The sequence below is a fragment of the Thalassospira xianhensis MCCC 1A02616 genome (assembly GCF_003326475.1).
GTDB lineage: Bacteria > Pseudomonadota > Alphaproteobacteria > Rhodospirillales > Thalassospiraceae > Thalassospira > Thalassospira xianhensis.
Genome location: NZ_JPWA01000009.1, coordinates 48012 through 69617 on the forward strand (window position 1 = coordinate 48012; position 21606 = coordinate 69617).

The following is a 21606-nucleotide window of genomic DNA, read 5'->3' on the forward strand; positions in this document are numbered from 1 at the left end:
TTCATCGCATTATAGCGAAATCAGCGCTCCGAGATAAGGTTTCGTCGCACGTTAGTCAAGCAAACAGCCCTTCACTAACATGCAACTCACCCATGATCGGTACCGGTGTGGGGCGTTTCATCGTCATCATCATCGGTTTGGGCCGCCAAAACATCGGAAGGCGCGCCAAGCAATTCGGTCTTGGTAATTTCACGGACATGGGTTTCCGCATGAAGCGGTTCTTCGATGGCGCGATCATCGGCCACGATATGCTTTTCCTTAAGCTTGCGGGCGGAAACCAGTACCGTCCCTTCAAGCGTGCCAAGGGTTTTGTTGTAGTTTTTGACCGTGCTTTCAAGCGACTTGCCCATAGAGGCAAAGTTTTTGGCAAGGGTCCCCAGACGATCAAAAAGCTGCTGACCGATCTCGCTGATATCGCGGGCATTTTCGGCAAGAGCTTCCTGACGCCAGCCATAAGCCACGGCCTTCAGAAGCCCGAGCAAAGTGGTCGGCGTTGCCAGAATAACGCCGTCGCGGAAGCTGTCTTCGATCAGACGGGGATCGCGTTCAAGTGCTGCCGAGAAGAAGCTTTCGCCGGGCAGGAACAGAACAACAAATTCCGGAGAATCGACTGATTTCCAATAGGATTTCTTCGAAAGGTCCGAAATCACCTTGCGCACATTGGTGACATAGGTGCCCATCAGGGCCTCGCGGCGGATATCGTCGTGCTTTTCCTCAATCGCCTCAAGATAGGCCGATGTCGGGGCCTTGGCGTCGACAACGATGTTTTTGCCGCCCGGCAGATGAATGACCATATCGGGCTTCTGCGCACCTTCATCGGTATTGAAATGTACCTGTTCTTCGAAATCGCAATGTTTGAGCATCCCGGCCAGTTCAACGATCCGGCGCAACTGCAATTCACCCCATTTGCCTGATACCGACGAACTAGACCGCAGGGCCGAGCTAAGCGTCTGGGTTTCCTTGGAAAGGCGGGTTTGTGATTCCACCAGTTGGCCAACCTGATTGCGCAATTCGCCGTAAGCTTCCTTACGCGAGTTTTCCAATTCGTTGACCTTGGTATCAAACGCCTGCAAGCGTTCCTGGATCGGTTTGACGAGCCCGTCGATCGCCTGCTGGCGTTTTTCCAGATCGCCTTTGGCCCCTTCCTGCATCCGCGAGAAATTCTCACGCGCCAGCTTCATGAACTCGTCATTGTTGACTTTAAGCGCGTCAGACGACAATGCCTTGAAGCTATCAAGCAGTTTGGTCCGCGCATCATCAAGCATTGCGAGCTTTTCGGTGGTGGCTTCGCGTTCCTTTTCCAGTCTGGTTTCGGCAATGGCGCGTTTTTCGGCTTCTTCGGAAAGCCGGTTACGCGTCGTCGCCAGTTCGGATACCAGTTCGCGACGGGCTTCATCAGCCTGATCAAGTTGCGCCGCCAGCAGGGCGGTTCGCGACTCTACCTCGGCCATCGCGGCTTCTTTGGTGCGTTTGACCATCAGCACACTGAAAACCAGTGCAACGACAAATGCCGCAATTGCGCCCGCTGCAAGAGAGATCGGATCCATATTCCCACCGTTTGGTTATAACCTGATTTCTTTGTATCTGTTTTGTTCCATTAAATCCAGAACGCAACCGCATTGATGTATCGGTGTGAAACGTGGCAAATCGCCAGATCGTGACTGGCGGGATCACAATAATATCACTATGTTTCAATCACCTATTTCAGGGTGTGCACTTTTTTCGGCATCCAGACAGGACGACCGGAACGGTTTGGCTGTGATCCCATAATCAAACCGCTCGCAAGACAGGGAAATCAGGATTGTATCGCGGTAATTGCGGTGCATTTTGCCCCCCGTCTTAAGTTGTATTCCCTGAAATCCATCAGCGCACTAGCATAGGGCGCAAGCGACAGGAACCGATTTACGCCATGCCGTCCGGCTGATCTTGCATCGCCCGTTCGGTTGTCCTGCACCAGTTGTAATAACTGTCATTGCAACTGCAAAAATCGGCATCTGGCACGCACAAGAATATCGTACCGGCCCAAAGACCTTTCAGCGGGCAGGTGACCGGTACGAGCGTACAGACAACAGGAAACGAACAAGAGGCCACATATGTCTGCGAACGTTTATCCCGTCTCCAACGACATCGCGAAGGGCGCGCTGATCGACAAGGCAAAATACGACGCCATGTACAAGCAGTCGGTCGAAGATCCCGAAGGCTTCTGGGGCGAACACGGCAAGCGCATCGACTGGATCAAGCCGTTTACCAAGGTCAAAAATGTCAGCTTTGATGCCAAAGACCTTTATATCAAGTGGTATGAAGACGGCACGCTGAACGTTGCAGCCAACTGCCTTGATCGTCATCTGGCGAAGCGCGGTGACCAGACCGCGATCATTTTCGAAGGCGACGATCCGTCCGTTTCCGAACATATCACCTATAAAGACCTGCATGAACGTGTCTGCCGGTTTGCCAACGCGCTTAAATCGATGGGCGTGGGCAAGGGCGACCGCGTTGTCATTTACCTGCCGATGATCCCGGCCGCGGCGGTTTCGATGCTGGCCTGCGCACGCATCGGTGCGATCCATTCCATCGTGTTTGGTGGCTTTTCGCCCGAAGCACTGGCAGGACGCGTTGAAGATTGCGGTGCAAAGGTTGTCATCACCTCGGACGAGGGCCTTCGTGGCGGGCGCGGTGTGCCGCTGAAACGCAATGCGGACGAAGCGCTTTCGCATCCGGGTGTCAAATCCGTCGAAAAGCTTGTTGTCGTCAAGCATACCGGTAAGGACATCGCATGGAACGATGCGCGCGACGTCTGGTATCACGAGGTTTGCGAGGCAGCATCGCCTGATTGCCCGCCGACCGAGGTCAATGCCGAAGACCCCCTTTTCGTTCTCTATACCTCGGGTTCGACCGGCAAGCCGAAGGGCGTTCTGCATACGTCGGGCGGTTACCTTGTTTATGCGTCGATGACCCATCAGTATGTCTTTGATTATCACGAGGGTGATATTTACTGGTGCACGGCCGATGTCGGCTGGGTCACCGGGCACAGCTATATCGTTTACGGGCCGCTTGCCAACGGGGCGACGACCCTGATGTTTGAAGGTGTGCCAAGCTATCCGGATGCATCGCGTTTCTGGCAGGTGTGCGAGAAGCACAAGGTCAATATCTTCTATACCGCGCCAACCGCGATCCGTGCGCTGATGCGCGAAGGCGAAAGCTTTGTGAACAAAGCCGATCTTTCGAGCTTGCGCATCCTCGGCTCGGTGGGCGAACCGATCAACCCCGAAGCCTGGGAATGGTATCACGAGCATGTCGGCAAGCGGAATTGCCCGATTGTTGATACCTGGTGGCAGACCGAAACCGGCGGCATCCTGATTACGCCGCTTCCGGGTGCAACCGACCTTAAACCAGGTTCGGCAACCTTGCCGTTCTTTGGTGTTGAACCGGCCCTTCTGGATAATGAAGGCAAGGAACTGACCGGCGCAACCGATGGCAACCTTGTGATCAAGGATAGTTGGCCGGGTCAGATGCGCACGGTTTATGGTGACCATGAACGGTTTATCCAGACCTATTTCAGCACATTCGCCAATGTCTATACCACCGGCGACGGTGCACGACGGGACGAGGATGGCTATTACTGGATCACCGGCCGCGTTGATGACGTGATCAACGTTTCGGGTCATCGCATGGGCACTGCCGAGGTTGAAAGTGCGCTGGTCGCACATTCTAAGGTGGCCGAGGCCGCAGTGGTCGGCGTTCCGCACGATATCAAGGGTCAGGGCATCTATGCCTATGTCACGCTTAATGCCGGTGAAGAACCGACCGACGAGCTACGAGCCGAATTGGTCAAATGGGTGCGCAAGGAAATCGGCCCGATTGCCAGCCCCGATTATATCCAGTGGTCACCGGGTCTTCCGAAAACCCGTTCGGGCAAAATCATGCGCCGTATCCTGCGCAAGATTGCCGCCAACGAATATGACCAGCTTGGCGATACATCGACCCTTGCCGATCCGGGCGTGGTTGATGATCTGATCGAAAACCGCCAGAACCGGAAATAGTCTGATCTGCCTAAATCGCAGAGATCAGAACTTCAGGACAAAACCCGCCGCTATTCCGGCGGGTTTTTCCGTTCCAGACTGGGTTTTGCACAAAATGCCCGGCAAAGATCACGCCCCCTCCGGTTGTGCCATATTTTAAATTGGTATAGGTACACCTTCTGCATTGCAACACTGACCGTTAGGGACGGCTTTCATGCCGCCAGATGACACTCCAGCCCCGGGGACAGACTGGGCTGTTTGATACGGAGAAATTCTGTGAATACCGATTTCCTTCCGCGTTTGCGGGCCGAATGGCTTGGCAATATCCGTGGTGATGTGCTTTCAGGGCTTGTGGTCGCGCTTGCCCTGATCCCCGAAGCCATTGCGTTTTCCATCATCGCCGGGGTCGATCCCAAGGTCGGGCTTTATGCATCCTTTTCGATTGCGGTGATTACCGCGATCTTTGGCGGACGCCCAGGCATGATTTCGGCTGCCACTGCGGCAACCGCCGTGCTGATGGGATCGCTTGTACGCGATCACGGGCTTGATTACCTGCTGGCGGCAACCGTGCTTGCCGGGGTGATCCAGATGCTGGCCGGGGCGCTTCGACTTGGAAACCTGATGCGGTTTGTCTCGAAATCGGTGATGACGGGCTTTGTTAACGCGCTTGCCATCCTGATTTTCATGGCGCAATTGCCGGAACTGACCGGTGTCAGTTACATGACATATGTGATGGTCGCAGGCGGCCTTGCGATTATTTACCTGTTCCCGCGGATCACGAAAATTGTCCCCTCGCCATTGATCTGCATTATCGTTCTGACGATCCTGTCCCTGTTTATCGATGGTGATCTGCGCACGGTCGGCGATATGGGCGCGCTGCCCGATGCCTTCCCGGCGATTTACCTGCCCAATGTGCCGCTGAACCTTGATACGTTCCTAATCATTCTGCCCTATTCGGCGGCGGTGGCGGCAGTCGGGCTTCTGGAAAGCCTGATGACGGCACAGATCGTGGACGAGCTGACCGATACACCATCGAACCGCATCCGCGAATGCTATGGCCAGGGGATTGCCAACTTCTTTACCGGTTTCATCGGTGGCATGGCCGGTTGTGCGATGATCGGCCAGTCGGTAATCAATGTGAAATCGGGCGGGCGGTGCCGCCTTTCGACCTTCCTTGCCGGTATTTTCCTTCTGATCCTGATTGTGGTTCTGGGCGATCTGGTGGCGATCATTCCGATGGCCGCCCTTGTCGCGATCATGATCATGGTATCGATCGGGACATTCAGCTGGTCTTCGATCAAAAACCTGCGCGAACATCCGCGCAGTTCATCCATCGTGATGCTGGCAACCGTTGTGACCGTGGTCGGCACACATAACCTTGCAATTGGCGTTCTGATCGGTGTTTTGCTTTCCGGGATATTCTTTGCATGGAAAATCGCGCAGATCTTCCGGGTTACCAGCACGCTTTCAGCCGATGGCATGCAGCGGACCTATGAAGTGCGCGGGCAGATTTTCTTTGCCTCGGTCGAGGATTTCACCAAGGCATTCGATTTCCGCGAGGCACTTGATAAAGTTACGATTGATGTCAGCCATGCCCATATCTGGGACATCTCAAGCGTTTCAGCTCTTGACATGGTCGTGCTGAAATTCCGCCGTGAAGGGGCCGAGGTCGAGTTGATCGGTCTCAATGAAGCCAGCGAGACAATTGTTGATAAGCTGGCAATCCATGACAAGCCCGGCGCGCTTGAACGCCTGATGGGCCACTAAGGGGAACGTTCAATGACACATCTGATCGCACTGATCGATGGATCGGGCTATTCGCAAAGTGTACGCGATCTGTCCCGCTGGGTGGCGGAACGGACGGCAGCATCGGTTGAACTGATGCATGTCCTGGGCCGTCGGGGCGTGGGCGCTGAACCCGCCGATCTTAGCGGCAACCTGAAACTTGGTGCTCGCACCGCCCTTTTGCAGGAACTGGCCGACCTTGATGAACAGAAGGCCAAGCTGGAGCTGAAACGCGGTCGTTTGCTACTTGAAGAAGCCAAATCGGGCCTTGAAGAAGCCGGACTTTCATCGGTTTCGACCAAGCTTCGCCATGGCGATCTGATTGATGCGATTGGTGAGTTTGAAGGCGATGCCGACCTGATCGTGATTGGCAAGCGCGGCGAGGCCGCCGATTTTGCCAAATTGCATCTGGGGTCAAATCTTGAACGGGTTGTCCGGTCTGCGACCAAACCGGTTCTGGTCGCATCGCGCACGTTCAAACCGATCAACAAGTTCCTTATTGCGTTTGATGGTGGTGAAAGTGCGATGAAGGCGGTACGCCATATTGCGAACGGCAAGCTTTTTTTAGGGCTTCCATGCGTTTTGCTATGCGTTGGCAAACCAACTGACAGCCTTCAGGAAAAGCTTGATGACGCAGCAGCCCTTCTGCGCAAGGCGGGCTACGAGGTCAAGGCCGGTTTCGAAGCCGGTGACCCGGAAGACGTGATTAAAAACCGCATTGAAAGCGATAATATTGATCTTCTGGTCATGGGCGCCTATGGCCATTCGCGCATCCGCAACCTGATCATTGGCAGCACCACCACCGAAATGGTCCGGTCCTGTCAGGTGCCGGTAATGATGTTCCGTTAATGATCAAAAGCCCGGCAGTTTCCCTGCCGGGCTTTTGGTATAGCAATATGGATACCGGAACTTAGCGCAACAGGAAACGCCCGAAATTGGCGTTGATCTGGCGTTCGAGCTCGCGATCAAGGTCCATCAGGAGCGTTGCGGTTTCATCATAAACCGCCTTTTCACGTTCGGCCACGGACATCGATTCCGCAAGGGTCCGGGTGCGAACCGCGGTTGCGGCAACTTCGCCCTTCTGGGTGCCATTCGGATCAAGAACCTCAAGCTTGGCGGAAACTTTCATTTCGACCTTTTCGGACTGATCATCGGTAAAGACGCCCGAAAAACCCTTGGTGGTTTTAAGCGCGTTTGAGGTGATGGATGCCTCGGTCACGCTATAACGCAGAATGTCACTGGTGCCTGCCGTCTGGATGCGGTCGTCGGGCCAGTTCATCGCCATCTTGCCAAGGCTGAACGGCAGATAGCTTTCAAGGTTGTTGTCACCCCCGGCCGGATAGGCCGCCACTTTTTCAATTGGCCCGGCTGCAAATACAATCGGATCAAGATGGCGCCAGGTCACATCGGGATAGGTCTGCACCGGTGCGCTGGTACAGGCCGCCAGAAGGGCAACAACTGCACCCGCCAGGGCCACGCGCATTCCATTGATGGACAATGCCTTCATCAAGTCTTTCTCCTGCCTCAAATAAAAACGCCACCATACCTTTGTGTGGGCATGGTGACGTTGCTTGATGATTAAGGCAAGGCTGTGACAATCAAAAACCGCGCCGATGCAGCAACTTATGCGTCATCGCCGGATTTAAGCGCACGCAGGTCGGCCTCGTTAAAGCCATAGCGCGTGTTGCAGAACTGGCAGGAAACCGCGACTTCGCCGCTATCGGGTTCGCGCATGTCCAGAAGTTCCTCAAGCGGATAGGACACAAGCGCACCTTCGATCTTCTGGCGCGAGCAACGGCATTTGAACTGCAACGCCGTCTGATCAAACACGCGCGGTTCTTCGTCATGGAACAGACGCCAGATCAGGTCATGCGCGGATAGCGAAATATCGACCAGTTCGTTTTCGGTCGCACTTGCCATCAGGATCTTGGAGCGGTTCCAGTCCTCGGTGATTTTTTCGGCTTCTTCCGGGGTTGCCGCATCGCCCGAAGCACTGGCCGGAAGACGCTGCAGGAACAGACCGCCAACCCACCAGTCATTGGCCTGTTCGCCCTGATGGACGTCAAGCTTGAAGGAAGCTTCGATCTGTTCGGACTGACGGAAATAGGCCTCGGCACATTCCGCAAGCGTATCACCTTCAAGCGAGACAATACCCTGATAGCGTTCATGATCACCGCCCTGGTCCACGGTGAAAGCGATGTGGCCATGCCCCATCAGCTTGTGCACCTGTCCGCGCAGGGCGTCTTCACCGCCGTCTTCGGCTGCAATCATGGTGCTGAGGCGGTCTTCGTCAACACGCGCACAGGCGCGAATGTTGCCATCACTATCAACGTCGACAACCATCATGCCAATCGGACCATCCGAGGAAGTCTGAAGGGTGAACAGGCCTTCGTATTTCAGCGCCGAGGACAGCAGGACAGCCAGCCCGATAATCTCGCCGAGCAGATGATTTGCAAGCGGTGGATAGCTGTGTTGACCGATGATGGTCTGCACCGTCGGGCCAAGCCGGGCGAAACGGCCGCGAATATTGGAATGATCCAGCGTGAAGGGCTGACAAAAATCGACAGCGATCTGCATTTTCGGGTTCCGCGTTTTTAGGTGTTCCGGGGCGTATAGCAACTGATACCCGTGGATGTCCAGCAAAGCAAAGGGGCGAACATCACTGTCCGCCCCGAAATTCTGATGCCTATTTAGTCTGCACCGTCAGGAAGGCAAGCCATTAAAGCAGTATAGCAGAACCCCTTTCTGCGCATGCAGACGGTTTTCGGCTTCGTCAAACACCACCGATTGCGGCCCGTCGATCACATCGTCGGTGACTTCTTCGTTACGATGGGCAGGCAGGCAATGCATGAAGATCGCATCCTTGTTTGCCTTTGCCATTGCGGCGGAATTGACCTGATAGGGCGCCAATGCTTCCATGCGGGCATCGGCATCATCGTCCCCCATCGAAACCCAGCAATCGGTAACGATAACGTCGGCCCCGTCCAGCGCACTGTCCATATCGGTCATGCGGACCTTGCCACCCTCGGCATTGGCGGTTTCGATCAGACCCTGATTGGGGCGATACCCCGCCGGGCAGGCCATATCAAGCGAGAACCCGAATTTCGGCGACGCATGAATAAAGGACGCCGAAACATTGTTGCCATCCCCGACCCAAGCGAATTTAAGTCCTTCAAGGCGTCCCTTGTGTTCCTTGACGGTCATAAGGTCGGCCATGATCTGGCAGGGATGGCTTTGATCGGTCAGGCCATTGATCACCGGAACGGTGGCATATTTCGCCAGTTCCAGCAGTTTCGATTCGTCCGTGGTACGGATCATGATCGCATCGACGAACCGCGACAGGACACGCGCGGTATCGGCAATGGTTTCCCCGCGACCAAGTTGCGAACTTGCGGCATCAAGGATCACAACGTCACCGCCAAGCTGTCGCATGCCGACTTCGAAAGACACACGTGTACGGGTCGATGGTTTTTCAAAAATCAGGGCAAGGGTTTTGCCCGCCAGCGGCTTATCACCAAACGGTGCCTTGCCTGCCTTTTCCACCGCTCCAAGTTCAAGAATATCGTTCAGCGTTCCCGCCGACAATTTGTCGAGATCGAGAAAGTGCCTGATATCAGTCATTTTAGTCTTCCTTACTGCGCCAAGGCTGCCGCGGCGGCATCGATTGCTGCCAGCGCCTCGTCGACATGGGTTTTGGTGATGTTAAGCGGCGGCAACAGACGCACCACATTGTCACCTGCCGGAACGGTCAAAAGACCCAGTTCACGCAGTTTTGCGACAACATCAACATTGGTCGGCACGGTTTTCATGCCCAAAAGCAGGCCCATGCCACGAACTTCCGCAATAAAGCCCGGATGTTTTCGGGCAATGGCCGCAAGGCCGTCACGGATCAACTGGCTCATGGCAAGAACATTGTCCATGAAACCGGGTTTAAGGATGACGTCAAGAACCGCATTGGCCGCTGCCATGGCAAGCGGATTGCCGCCAAAGGTCGTGCCATGCATCCCCGCAGGCAATGCCTGTGCCGCGCGTTCGGTCGCCAGCAACGCGCCAACCGGGAAACCACCGCCAAGCCCCTTGGCCGATGAAATCAGATCGGGCTTCATGTCCGACCATTCATAGGCATAAAGCTTGCCCGTACGGCCAACGCCGGTCTGGACCTCGTCAAACATCACAAGCAGGCCGAATTCGTCAGCCGCCTTTCGCAGACCTTCAAGGTAACCTTCGGGGGCCTTGCAGATACCGCCTTCGCCCTGGATCGGTTCGACCAGAATACCTGCGGTCTCAGGCGTGATCGCATCGCGCAATTCGTTCAGATTGCCAAATGCCACACGATCAAAACCATCAGGCATCGGGCCAAAGCCCTCGCGGTATTTATCGCTATAACCGGCGGTCAGGGTACCAAGCGTCCGACCGTGGAAGGCATTGGTTGCCACCAGAATCCGGTTCTTTTCGGCGTGACCGCTGACATACTGGTAGCGGCGCAGCATCTTGATGCCGGCCTCGTTGGCCTCCGCCCCGGAGTTACAGAAGAACACCGTGTCGGCAAAGGTATTTTCAACCAGACGTGCCGCCAGTTTTTCCTGCCCCGGAATCCGGTACAGGTTCGACGTATGCCAAACCTTTTTCGCCTGTTCGGTCAGGGCTTCGACCAGATGCGGATGCGCGTGGCCAAGGGTATTCACCGCAATACCCGACCCGAAATCGAGGAATCGTCGGCCATCCTGCGCATAGAGATAAGGTCCTTCACCTTTCTCAAAGGCCAGATCGGCCCGCGCGTAGGTCGGCATGACGGGAGTAATCACTTCTTCATTCCTCAATCAGGGGTAAAAAATCATTCCTGACCAGAAGGTCAGTTCCGGCAGAATACCGGGAAGCCGCGGAGTATCAAGAGATTCCTGACCTCTGTCAACGACGCAAAACCCCGTATACGAACAGGGCTGATATGAAAAAGAGCAGCATCCGATGCGGAATGCTGCCCTTAAACGGAATTTAATGCTGAAAACCGCGCTGTTTTGGCGATCAGGCCTTAAGCTTGTAGCCGCTTTTGATCATGCGATAGCACAGAATCCAAAGCAGGACGTTGACCACGGCCAAGACCACAACTCCGGTCATTACCGTGCCGTCCGAAACCCCGGTAAAGCCATAGCGGAACCCGTCAATCATGTAGAAGAACGGGTTGTAATGGACCAGTACCTTGCCAGCTTCGGGCAGGTTTTCGGCGCTATAGAATGTGCCCGACAGGAAAGAAAGCGGGGTAATGACAAAGTTGGTGACAACCGCGATATGGTCGAATTTCTCGGACCATACACCACCGGCAATACCCAGAAGCGACAACATCAGCGACGCCGAAATCCCGAAATACAGGATCGCCCAGATATTGTGGATGCCGACATCAACAAAGAACGCCATGACAATGGTGGTGGCAACACCAACCATAATCCCGCGCGTCACCGCACCGAATGCAAAACCGGCAACCATTTCACCGGCCGAAAGCGGCGGCATCAGAACATCGACAATATTGCCCTGTACCTTTGAGATGATGATGGAGCTCGATGTGTTCGCAAACGCATTCTGGGCCATGGTCATCATGACCAGACCGGGGGCAAGGAAGGTGGCGAAAGGAACGCCGTTTACCGTCTCGACCGCGCGCCCGAGAGCCAGAAGGAAGACCGCCATGAATAACAGGCTGGTAACCACCGGTGCGCCGATGGTTTGCAAATGGACGTTTAGAAAACGTCGCACTTCCTTGGCATAAAGCGTCCACAGACCGAGCCAGTTGATCGCGCCCATTTGACGCGGTGCTAGCTCTTGCATGAAAAATCCTTCGGAAAAATGCAGACAATTGCCGGTAAAATAGGGAGAGTTGGGCATCAAGTGCAAGGGTGCGTATTGATCAGCATTGGATGAAATGAAAGAATCACACGAAAACCGCAGTGATTTAGCGCCTGACAGCAAGGCGGAAAAATTTGGCGGTAACGCCAGTTTTTCCCGCAAAAGTGCCGCCAAAGGCAAAGATCGCAACCCGCGCGAACCCAAAAAGCCGCGCCGGGTAACGCGCGACTATCTGATGAATTATGCTACCTGGTATCTGGAACGCTTTGCCGCATCACGTGCCCGGCTTGAAAAACTGATGCGTGGTAAGATCAGGATTTCGGTTGCGGAATATGGCACCGATCCGCAAGAAGCCGAAGAATGGATGAAAAGCGTTCTGAACATTTGTGAGAATGCCGGATTTATCAATGACACTGCCTATGCCAAGGGACGTGCAAGGTCGCTTTTGCGTAAAGGCAAAGCCATGCGGGTTATCGCCGCCGATCTGAATGCACGCGGCATAGCATCAGACATGATTGATGACACCATCACCGACCTCAGGCAGGAAGCCGATCAGGCGGCCTATGACGATATCCGGGGCACCGATCCCAACCTTGCCGCCGCCGCGGCTTATGCCCGGCGCCGTCGGCTTGGACCATTTCGTCGACCTGACCAGCGCGATGAAAAACGCGACAAGGATCTGGCCGCACTTGCACGGCAGGGGTTTGGCTATGACACCGCCACCCGGATCATTGATGGCGATCTGGATCACCTGAACGATCTGTTATCCATGATTGACGGGATTTGATGCCGTCCCGCACGGTTTCCGGTCATCGGAAAAACGCTTGTGTCATTACATGTGGAACAAATGCCGTGGCGGCAAGTTCCATGATAAGACGTAGGCGATACTGCCGCGCCCGTAAGGCCCCGTAAGGCCAGGATCGGAGAGATAAAATCATGACCGCACAATCCCGCGAAGCAACGCTTTACCGGATGGTGATGGACGAGCATATCTGCCCGTTCGGCTTAAAAGCACGCGACCTTTTGAAAAGCGAAGGGTATGCCGTTGACGACCACTGGCTGACAACGCGCACGGAAACCGATGATTTCCAGACCAAGCATGATGTGGAAACAACCCCGCAAACCTTCATCAATGGGGAACGCATCGGCGGCTATGAAGAGTTGCGCGAACATTTTGGCAAACCGGTACATGATGGCAATTCGGTTACCTATCAGCCGGTCATTGCCGTTTTCGGCATGGCGGCACTTATGGCGCTGGGCCTTAGCTGGGCCGCATTTGGCGATTTCCTGACGGTTCGGGCGGTTGAGTGGTTCATCGCGACGTCGATGTGCATTCTTGCCATCCTGAAGCTTCGGGATCTGGAAAGCTTTTCGAACATGTTTCTGGGTTATGACCTGCTGGCGCAACGGTGGGTGCGATATGCCTATCTTTACCCGTTTGGTGAGGCACTGGCAGGTGTACTTATGATTTTTGGCGCCCTTATGTGGCTTGCCGTTCCTGTTGCCCTTTTCATCGGGACAATCGGGGCTGTATCGGTGTTCAAGGCGGTTTATATCGATAAACGCAACCTCAAATGCGCCTGTGTCGGTGGGGACAGCAATGTTCCGCTTGGTTTCATTTCACTGACGGAAAACATCATGATGGTCGCCATGGCGATCTGGATGATGGTGAAATAGACAACAACGGGCTGGTGCAATCGGGATTGAGCCCCTAAAAAGAACCGATACAGGCTACCTTTTGCGTGAAGGAGAACCATGAATATGATGGTCCGCATCTATCACAATCCGCGTTGTTCCAAGTCGCGCCAGACCCTTGCACTGATCGAGGAACAGGGAATTACCCCCGACGTGATCCAGTATCTGGATACACCGCCCACCCCACAGGAATTAAAAGAAATTCTTGGCATGCTGGGCATGGCCCCAGAAGATATCCTGCGCAAGAAAGAGGCCAAGGAAGAAGGCATTGCCGATCTTCGTGGTGACGCGTTGATCGAAGCCCTTTGTGCCCATCCGCGCGCGATTGAACGCCCGATTGTGGTCAATGGCCACAAGGCCGCCCTTGGACGACCGCCGGAAAGTGTTCTGGAAATCCTTTAGACCGACCTGAAATATCGAATGACTTCAAACGCCTGTGCCATTTCCGCACGGGCGTTTTTCGTTATTAATAAAAGTCGAACGGGCGCAAAGTCATTATGTCTAATCCAAAGACATAAATGTCAGGAGGTTGCTGATGATTGCTGCGTTTGCCCTGATCCTTGTCTGCCAGCTGTTTGGCGAGGTGATATCGGAACTGTTTGACCTGCCTGTACCCGGCCCTGTGATCGGGCTTGGACTTTTGTTTATCGGACTGATCGTCAAACGCCACCCGCCTAAGGTTCTGACCGATGCAGCTGATAACCTTCTGATCCATTTTTCGCTGCTGTTCGTTCCGGCCGGTGTCGGTGTGGTGACACAGCTCGACCGGCTGCGTGGGGACTGGTTGCCGATTACGGCCGCCCTGATTTTTTCCACCTTGCTTGCGATGGTTCTGACCGCCCTTCTGATGTCGAAACTTCTTCCCAAACCGAAGGCATCGGTTAGCGACGGGGACGCAAAATAATGGGCGAGACAGATATCACGCAGCTTTGGGTTTATCTTTCGACCAAGCCATTAACCGGCCTTACCATTACGCTTGTCGCCTATTCCATCGGGTTCTGGCTGTATCAGAAAACCGACCGCAATCCGGTTTGCAATCCGGTGGTCATCGCCATTGCATTGATTGCGTTGCTGCTCGAAAGCACCGACACCCCCTATGCGACCTATTTCGAAGGGGCACAGTTCGTGCACTTCCTTTTGGGTCCGGCGACGGTGGCACTTGCCGTACCGCTGTTTCGTCAGATGGAAACACTGAAACGGGCATTGCCGGTGATTATTTTCGGTGTGCTGTTTGGATCGCTGGTTGCGAGCGTCAGCACAGTTGTTCTGGCCTGGATCCTTGGGGCCAGCCCGGAAACACTGGCGTCACTGGCACCCAAATCGGTCACGACACCGGTTGCTATGGGTATTGCCGATGAAATTGGTGGTGTCCCGGCCCTGACTGCGGTTTGCGTGATCGCAACCGGCATTGTCGGGGCAACACTGGGCCCGATGGTGATGAATTTGGCCCGATTGAAAGACTGGCGGGCGCGCGGATTTGCCATGGGGGTTGCCGCACACGGAATCGGAACGGCACGGGCGTTTCAGGTCAATGAAACAGCCGGGGCGTTTTCAGGATTGGCGATGGGGTTAAATACATTGGCCACCGCCCTGACCCTGCCATTCCTGTGGCATTGGTTCTTCGGGTGAGTCGAAACCCACCCGAAGCCACAAAACCCTTAACCGGCACGTAGCTGTTTGAGGAAGTCGGAGACCGTTCTGTGAAGGGTTTCGATCTGCCCTGACAGGGCACCGACATTTGTATCAAGCTCGCTTGCGGCAGCACCGCTGCTGCTTGCGGCCTGATGGATTTCCTCGATATTGCTTACAACCTCGCTTGAACCGCTCGACGCGGTCGCAGCACTGTTGGCGATCTCACTGACGGCAGCATTCTGTTCGGAAACAGATGCTGAAATACCGTTGGTGATATCGTTGATGGTCGCGATGGTCTGGGTCACTTTTTCAATGGCCTCGACCGTCAGTTTGGTTTCGCTTTGAATCGCCCCGATCTGCTGGGCGATTTCATCTGTCGCCTTGGCCGTCTGATTGGCAAGGTTTTTGACTTCCTGCGCAACAACGGCAAAGCCTTTGCCTGCCTCGCCGGCACGGGCGGCCTCAATCGTGGCGTTTAGTGCCAGCAGGTTGGTCTGGGCCGCAATGTCGTTAATCAGACTAACGACTTCGCCGATCCGTTCTGCCGCATCGGCAAGACCGCTAACCATTTCATTGGCCCGCGATGCTTCACCCACCGCGGTATCAGCGATTGATGTCGATTCATCGACCTGGTTTCCGATACCGGTAATCGATGCTGAAAGTTCTTCGGTTGCGGCGGCAACAGTCTGAACGCTTCGGGCCGACTCGTTGGCCGCTTCGCTGACATGGCTGCTTTGGCGAACCGAATGATCGGCAGAATCCCGCATCTGACGGGTCGAACGCATCATGCCCTCGGTTGCCTGACGGACCGAGGAAACGATCTGCCCGACAGATTCCTCAAGCTCCTTCGCCAGGCGGTTACGCTGCTGAACGCGTTCATCTTCGTTGCGTTTTTCCGCCAAAATTCGGGCTTCCTCGGCTTCCTTGATCTGGCCTGCGGTTTCTTTCCACCGAACAAGACCATCAGCAATCACACCGATTTCATCCTTGCGCGCCGTGTAGGCAACATCGCCGGAAAAATCACGATCAACAAACCGGGCAATGGTATTGCCCAGAACATGAAGTGGACCAAGCTGCCAGCGCAGCAGAACCACCAGCAGAACACCGGCAATCAGGGCAACAACAACACCGGCAATGGCAATGCGAAGCTCGATAGCGGTCGCGACTTCGGCAACTTCGGCCTTTTTGATCCCGACATACAGAATGCCGATCACATCCCCGCCCGGATTAAAGATCGGAGTATACTGGGTAACGTAGGCGGTACCAAGAATGACGGCCTCACCACGGAATGTTTTTCCCGATGTTGTAGGCGCATAAGCGGCACTGCCATTGCCCAACATTGTACCAACAGCACGCTGGCCATCAGGTTTGATGATGTTGGTGGAAACGCGGATAAAGTCCTTTTCAGCTGGCACCCAGGAAAATACCGTTGCCGTCTGACCGGTTGCCGTTCCGATACGGTCAATCAGGCTGTGAGATGACAGATCCGGAATTTCGGGCATAACCAGCTTGGTTGTTTCACCGTCGGAACCGATAGTAACTTTTAAATCCGGATAGGCATCCTGCAGCAAAAGAGCAGCAACACGCAAATTGAGCTTTTGCGATTGCAGGCTGGTATCACTTACCTGCTGATCAATACGCTGCATGATAACCACGCCAAGCAGGAAGATACCGCTGACTAGGATGATCAAGGCTGCCAGTGCAACCTTGAAAACAATACTTCTGGACATAATTACTCGTCCCCTGACCCCAATGCATCAAGCCCAATGGCACCAATGCAAATAACTGCCCACAACCCAAAAACCTGACCGATAGTCAGGCTGGATCAGACTTCAACACTACAGCGATTTAATAATCGCACTTATGTCTTTGGAATCTGGTGATCTTTATTTGGCAGTTCAAGAATGTAAAATCAAAACAGCTGAACATTTGTGCAAAAAATGATCAAAACTGCCGAAAATCCGGGACTCACTGAAAACAGAATGCTCAGTAATCGACTTTGACGAAATAAAGCCCATCGGCTGGGGCTGTTGGCCCGCCTGCCTTGCGATCGCAAGCTTCAAGTGCTGTTTTGACGTCAATCGGCTTCCAGTTGCCCTTGCCCACCAAGACAAGAGTTCCGACCATATTGCGGACCTGATGATGCAGGAATGAACGGCTTTCGGTATAGACCCGGATATCAATCGGGTTTTCCTCGCTGCGCTTGATCTCAAGCTTTTCGAGCGTCTTGATCGGACTTTTGGCCTGACAGTCGGTTGCCCGGAAGGTAGTGAAATCAAACGTACCGATCAGATGCTGAGCGGCTTCGTTCATCGCTTCAATATTAAGGGGTTTGTATATCCCCCATGCCAGCCCCGCTTCAAATGTCAGCGGCGCACGACGATTGATGATGCGATACATGTAGTACCGCTTCTTTGACGAAAACCGGGCATGGAAGTCTTCTGTAACTTCTTCACACTTCCTGATCGCAATGGGATCAGGCTTCAGGTGATGGTTCAGCGCATTCATCACCACATCGGCGGGATAGTATTTCGGCAGATCAAAATGCACGACCTGACCAAGGGCATGAACCCCGGCATCGGTCCGGCCCGACACATGGACGCGCACGAACGTACCTGCGAATTTTTCGATTGCGGTCTCAAAGACCTGCTGAACCGAAATCACTTCGTCCTGGAACTGCCAACCATGATAGGGGCGGCCATCATATTCGACGGTACATTTATAGCGTTGCATGGGCTGCTTTATAGCTGGTTTATCGCCGGGCTTGGAAACGAAAACGAGGGGCATGATGATTGCCCCTCGTTTCCTTATCCACAATCTCTTGCGGAAAACTTACTTCACGCCGTCGCGGTCAAAACCAAGACGCAGGCGAAGAGCATTCAGCTTGATGAAGCCTTCTGCGTCGCGCTGGTTGTAAACGGTGTCGGCTTCGAACGTGACATGTTCTTCGGAGTAGATCGAGTTCGGCGACTTGCGGCCGGTAACCGTGACGTTACCCTTGTAAAGGTCAAGACGGACAATACCGTTGACGGTTTTCTGGGTTTCGTCGATCAGGCGCTGCAGGGCCTGACGTTCCGGCGACCACCAGTAACCGTTATAGATCATCTCTGCATAGCGCGGCATCAGCTCGTCTTTGAGGTGGCCCGCGTTACGGTCAAGGGTGATGCTTTCCATGGCACGGTGTGCAACCGACAGAATGGTGCCGCCCGGGGTTTCGTAAACACCGCGCGACTTCATGCCGACATAACGGTTTTCGACCAGATCAAGACGACCGATGCCGTTTTTGCCCGCAACGTCGTTCAACTTGGTCAGAAGGGTCGCCGGGCTCATACGTTCACCGTTCACGGCAACCGGATTACCCTGTTCAAACTCAATTTCAATCGTAGTGATCGCATCGGGTGCGTTTTGCGGCGACACGGTACGTTCAAACATCTGTTCGTTCGGCTTGACCCACGGATCTTCCAGCGCCTTGCCTTCATAGGAAATGTGCAGAAGGTTGGCATCGGTTGAATAAGGGGGTTCGTCACCGCCCAGCTTATCAGCCGAGATCGGAATCTGGTGTTCGCGGGCAAAGTTCAGAAGGGCGGTACGCGAATTCAGTTTCCATTCACGCCAAGGCGCAATGACCTTCACGTTCGGCTTAAGGGCATAATAGCCGAGCTCAAAACGGACCTGATCGTTGCCCTTGCCGGTGGCACCGTGGGAAACGGCATCTGCACCGACTTCTTCGGCGATTTCAATCTGGCGTTTGGCAATCAGCGGACGCGCAATTGAGGTACCGAGCAGATACACACCTTCATAAAGGGCGTTCGCACGGAACATCGGGAAGACATAGTCGCGAACGAATTCTTCGCGCAGATCTTCGATGAAAATCTGTTTGACGCCAAACATCTCGGCTTTCTTGCGGGCAGGTTCCAGTTCCTCGCCCTGGCCGAGATCGGCGGTGAAAGTCACGACTTCGCAGTTATATTCTTCGCGCAGCCATTTCAGGATGATGGAGGTATCAAGCCCGCCTGAATAGGCAAGCACCACCTTTTTGACCTGATCGCTCATTGGAGTGACGCCTTTCTTCTTCCGATGTAAACCGGGGCGCGGCACATTCAGGCCAACGTCCCTTGCGGGGTTGCAACACATACATTGCAAAAGTCCCCTAGACCTTGAGCGCGGAGTATAGGAAAACACTACTGCCGGGCAAGGGCCAAGATGGCCTTCCGGCCAAAAAGGCGCAAAAAGTACGAAAATTCTGCCCTGCTTTTGGAAAATCCGGCCCAAATGTTGCGAAACATCGAAGAAACCGAAATCGATTTGCCCCAAATTGGTCCGCTGCCAGTCCGGTTGCGCCCCAGTGCGCGTGCGACGCGACTCAAATTGCGGATCGATCCGGCGTTTGACGGTGTCGAAATTGTCGTGCCCAACGGCGTTTCTCGCAAAACGGCAATATCAATGCTGCATCAGCATGGTGACTGGGTCACCGCTCATATGAACCGCCTGCCCGAACGCGTACAGTTCGTTCCGGGCGCCTGGGTACCATTCATGGGCAATGAACACGCCATACGCACCGTTCCCGACGCCAAGCGCGGCGTGTGGGCCGAAGCAGGTGTGATCTGGGTTTCAGGATTGCCCGAGCATACCAATCGCCGGGTTTCGGACTGGTTAAAAAAGCAGGCGAAGCTTGAAATCGCGCCTCGTGCACATGCCTATGCAGAACGGATCGGCAAGAAGGTCAATCGCATTTCATTGAAGGATACGCGCACACGCTGGGGCAGTTGCTCATCGAACGGCAATCTGTCTTTTAGCTGGCGACTCGTTCTGGCCCCCGAAGACGTGCTGGATTATGTGGTTGCCCACGAAGTTGCTCACCTTCAGGAACTGAATCATAGTGCGCGTTTCTGGGCTGTCGTCGAAGACCTTTATGGCCCATCAAAAAAGCAGCAGCACTGGCTAAAGAAGAACGGTTCGGCCCTGCATCGATATGGCGCAGGCAGCTAAACACTTTCGGAGTCTCGATATGCTGATCCCTCTTGAAACACTGCTGATTTTCATCCCGACGGCACTGGCACTGAACATGACGCCGGGAAACGACATGCTGTTTTGCCTTGGTCAGGGAATTAAATCAGGACCGAGGGCTGGTTTGGCTGCCAGCTTCGGGATCGCAACGGGTGCCATGATCCATACTCTTCTTGCCGGTCTCGGACTGGCAGCGGTGGTCGTCGCCCACCCGGTTGCGCTGGAAATTCTGCGCTGGGCGGGGATCGGTTATCTGGTGTGGCTGGCGTTCCAATCGTTCCGGGATCAAGGCGGCGTTTTGAAACCGGCAAAAACCGCACCAGCAACCGCAATAAAAGCCTGGCGTGATGGCATCGTTGTTAATCTGCTTAATCCAAAGATCATCGTTTTCGTGCTGGCTTTTATTCCCCAATTCGTTGACCCGGCACGTGGATCGGTGCTGGCACAGTTTCTGATCCTTGGTGTGATCCTGAATATCGGCGGCACGATTATCAATTGTCTGGTCGGCGGTTTTGCCGGAAAGCTTGGCCAGTTTCTGTCACGCTCGGCCCGTCTGGCACGTGCGTTTCAGATTTTTACTGGTTGTGTATTTCTGGCACTTGCGGCCCGGCTGGCTTTTGACAAACGTGCATAGCACAAGCATCACAGAACACAGCCCGCCTTGCGCAAATCGGGCAATTCCGCACGCAGGAAGCTCAGAAAACTGCGTTCGACCGCACTGAGTTCGCCCGAAGACCGGAAAAGTGCCACGTCCCATTCAATCGCCGGGGTCAAAGGACGTGCAACGACCTTTTCCTCGTCCACCAGCAAAGTCGCAAACGGATCAATAACCGCAATGCCGACATTGCGTTCAACCAGCCGGGAAATCGTCCGAATAGTGCGGGCTTCAACCGCGATCTTGCGTGGCCAGCCTGCGATTTGGAAAATGTAATCAATTTTGGTGCGGAGCGGCGATCCGATCGACAGTTCGACAAAGCTTTCACCACGCAAAAGATCGATATCAATGGTTTCAAATCCGGCCAGCCGGTGATTTCGCGGCATCAGGCACACCGCCCGGCATTGCGCCAGCGGCATGACTTCCATATTCGGGTCCTGAAGATCAAGCGTGATGCCAATACCCAGATCACATTGCCGGGTTGTGACCATATCGAGCATACCTTCAAGGCCAGTATCGGCAATACTGACCGAAACGTTGGGGTGAGCACACTTGAACTTTGCAACCACATCAAGAAGATAGGTATCAACATAGATCGGCTGGGCCGCGATCCGGATGCTACCAAGCTGCTCGTTGGCAATGGCGCGGGCCTGTGTTTCGATTTCACGCAGAGAATTAAGCGACCGCAGAACCGTTGTGTGAAACTGCAATGCCTCGGTCGTTGGCGAAAGCTGGTTTCGTTTGCGGTTGAACAACGCAAACCCGACAGATTTTTCAAAACTGTTTAACAACCGACTGACCATGGGCTGACTGATATTCATGGCCTGTGCCGCCTTGGTGACGGAACCGTAGGTCATAAAGGCGTTGAAGCTTTCAAGTTCTCGCAAATTCATTGGTTGGCCCGCGACTCATTTCAGTATGTAAATTAGTTATACTGAAATTAATTTTTTGCGTCACGAGTTATAGTTTGCGATGGAA

The 21606-nt window shown here is 54.3% G+C and carries 20 protein-coding genes; 10 read left to right on the plus strand and 10 right to left on the minus strand.

Features of this window, described 5'->3' with window-relative positions:
* Window positions 1-86: 86 nt before the first annotated feature.
* Window positions 87-1547, minus strand: a complete 1461-nt coding sequence (locus TH5_RS09380; protein WP_114121645.1) for a DNA recombination protein RmuC — start codon at window positions 1545-1547, stop codon at window positions 87-89.
* Between the two features lie 546 nt (window positions 1548-2093).
* Between TH5_RS09380 and acs the strand changes: the two genes are divergently transcribed.
* The 3 genes from acs (at window position 2094) to TH5_RS09395 (ending at window position 6653) form a co-directional block, all read left to right on the plus strand.
* Window positions 2094-4040: an acetate--CoA ligase gene (gene acs, locus TH5_RS09385; protein ID WP_114121646.1), complete on the plus strand. Its 1947-nt coding sequence runs from the start codon at window positions 2094-2096 to the stop codon at window positions 4038-4040.
* Window positions 4041-4295: 255 nt separating this feature from the next.
* Window positions 4296-5786, plus strand: a complete 1491-nt coding sequence (locus TH5_RS09390) for a SulP family inorganic anion transporter (RefSeq protein ID WP_114121647.1) — start codon at window positions 4296-4298, stop codon at window positions 5784-5786.
* Window positions 5787-5798: 12 nt separating this feature from the next.
* The gene (locus TH5_RS09395) at window positions 5799-6653 is read left to right on the plus strand and encodes a universal stress protein (RefSeq protein ID WP_114121648.1); all 855 of its coding nucleotides are present in this window, start codon (window positions 5799-5801) and stop codon (window positions 6651-6653) included.
* Window positions 6654-6714: 61 nt separating this feature from the next.
* Here the strand turns inward: TH5_RS09395 and TH5_RS09400 are convergent, their stop codons facing one another.
* The 5 genes from TH5_RS09400 to TH5_RS09420 all read right to left on the minus strand — a co-directional run bounded on the left by TH5_RS09400 (window position 6715) and on the right by TH5_RS09420 (window position 11621).
* The gene (locus tag TH5_RS09400) at window positions 6715-7311 is read right to left on the minus strand and encodes a hypothetical protein (protein WP_114121649.1); all 597 of its coding nucleotides are present in this window, start codon (window positions 7309-7311) and stop codon (window positions 6715-6717) included.
* A 116-nt stretch (window positions 7312-7427) separates the two neighbouring features.
* On the minus strand, window positions 7428-8381 hold the full coding sequence (gene hslO / locus TH5_RS09405) for an Hsp33 family molecular chaperone HslO (RefSeq protein ID WP_114121650.1): 954 nt from the start codon (window positions 8379-8381) through the stop codon (window positions 7428-7430).
* 126 nt (window positions 8382-8507) lie between these two features.
* A complete protein-coding gene (gene argF, locus TH5_RS09410) occupies window positions 8508-9425 on the minus strand; it encodes an ornithine carbamoyltransferase (RefSeq protein WP_037989196.1) in 918 nt (305 codons plus the stop codon).
* A gap of 11 nt (window positions 9426-9436) precedes the next feature.
* Window positions 9437-10594 (minus strand): aspartate aminotransferase family protein, encoded by a 1158-nt coding sequence (locus TH5_RS09415; RefSeq protein WP_082832766.1) that lies wholly within the window; start codon window positions 10592-10594, stop codon window positions 9437-9439.
* Window positions 10595-10826: 232 nt separating this feature from the next.
* Window positions 10827-11621: an ABC transporter permease gene (locus TH5_RS09420; RefSeq protein ID WP_037989340.1), complete on the minus strand. Its 795-nt coding sequence runs from the start codon at window positions 11619-11621 to the stop codon at window positions 10827-10829.
* Window positions 11622-11715: 94 nt separating this feature from the next.
* On the opposite strand from TH5_RS09420, the gene TH5_RS09425 reads away from it, so the two are divergent.
* The 5 genes from TH5_RS09425 to TH5_RS09445 all read left to right on the plus strand — a co-directional run bounded on the left by TH5_RS09425 (window position 11716) and on the right by TH5_RS09445 (window position 14963).
* Window positions 11716-12426: a regulatory protein RecX gene (locus TH5_RS09425; protein WP_114121651.1), complete on the plus strand. Its 711-nt coding sequence runs from the start codon at window positions 11716-11718 to the stop codon at window positions 12424-12426.
* A 149-nt stretch (window positions 12427-12575) separates the two neighbouring features.
* On the plus strand, window positions 12576-13316 hold the full coding sequence (locus TH5_RS09430) for a MauE/DoxX family redox-associated membrane protein (RefSeq protein WP_114121652.1): 741 nt from the start codon (window positions 12576-12578) through the stop codon (window positions 13314-13316).
* Between the two features lie 78 nt (window positions 13317-13394).
* Window positions 13395-13736, plus strand: a complete 342-nt coding sequence (arsC, locus tag TH5_RS09435) for an arsenate reductase (glutaredoxin) (protein ID WP_114121653.1) — start codon at window positions 13395-13397, stop codon at window positions 13734-13736.
* A 133-nt stretch (window positions 13737-13869) separates the two neighbouring features.
* Window positions 13870-14238, plus strand: coding sequence for a CidA/LrgA family protein (locus TH5_RS09440; RefSeq protein ID WP_114121716.1), 369 nt, complete (start codon window positions 13870-13872; stop codon window positions 14236-14238).
* On the plus strand, window positions 14238-14963 hold the full coding sequence (locus TH5_RS09445) for an LrgB family protein (RefSeq protein WP_114121654.1): 726 nt from the start codon (window positions 14238-14240) through the stop codon (window positions 14961-14963). Before TH5_RS09440 ends, TH5_RS09445 begins: the two co-directional genes overlap by 1 nt.
* 29 nt (window positions 14964-14992) lie before the next feature.
* Here TH5_RS09445 and TH5_RS09450 read toward each other — a convergent pair whose 3' ends face one another.
* The 3 genes from TH5_RS09450 to TH5_RS09460 all read right to left on the minus strand — a co-directional run bounded on the left by TH5_RS09450 (window position 14993) and on the right by TH5_RS09460 (window position 19019).
* A complete protein-coding gene (locus tag TH5_RS09450; RefSeq protein ID WP_114121655.1) occupies window positions 14993-16696 on the minus strand; it encodes a methyl-accepting chemotaxis protein in 1704 nt (567 codons plus the stop codon).
* A 256-nt stretch (window positions 16697-16952) separates the two neighbouring features.
* Window positions 16953-17699, minus strand: a complete 747-nt coding sequence (gene truA / locus TH5_RS09455; protein WP_114121656.1) for a tRNA pseudouridine(38-40) synthase TruA — start codon at window positions 17697-17699, stop codon at window positions 16953-16955.
* A gap of 99 nt (window positions 17700-17798) precedes the next feature.
* Complete coding sequence (locus TH5_RS09460; protein WP_062949720.1) at window positions 17799-19019, minus strand: argininosuccinate synthase; 1221 nt, start codon at window positions 19017-19019, stop codon at window positions 17799-17801.
* Between the two features lie 219 nt (window positions 19020-19238).
* Here TH5_RS09460 and TH5_RS09465 point away from each other — a divergent pair, with 219 nt between their 5' ends.
* Together TH5_RS09465 and TH5_RS09470 are read left to right on the plus strand one after the other, a co-directional pair.
* Window positions 19239-19955, plus strand: coding sequence for a M48 family metallopeptidase (locus TH5_RS09465; protein ID WP_114121717.1), 717 nt, complete (start codon window positions 19239-19241; stop codon window positions 19953-19955).
* 19 nt (window positions 19956-19974) lie between these two features.
* Window positions 19975-20607, plus strand: a complete 633-nt coding sequence (locus TH5_RS09470; protein WP_114121657.1) for a LysE family translocator — start codon at window positions 19975-19977, stop codon at window positions 20605-20607.
* A gap of 8 nt (window positions 20608-20615) precedes the next feature.
* Here TH5_RS09470 and TH5_RS09475 read toward each other — a convergent pair whose 3' ends face one another.
* Window positions 20616-21521: a LysR family transcriptional regulator gene (locus tag TH5_RS09475; RefSeq protein ID WP_114121658.1), complete on the minus strand. Its 906-nt coding sequence runs from the start codon at window positions 21519-21521 to the stop codon at window positions 20616-20618.
* Between the last annotated feature and the right edge of the window lie 85 nt (window positions 21522-21606).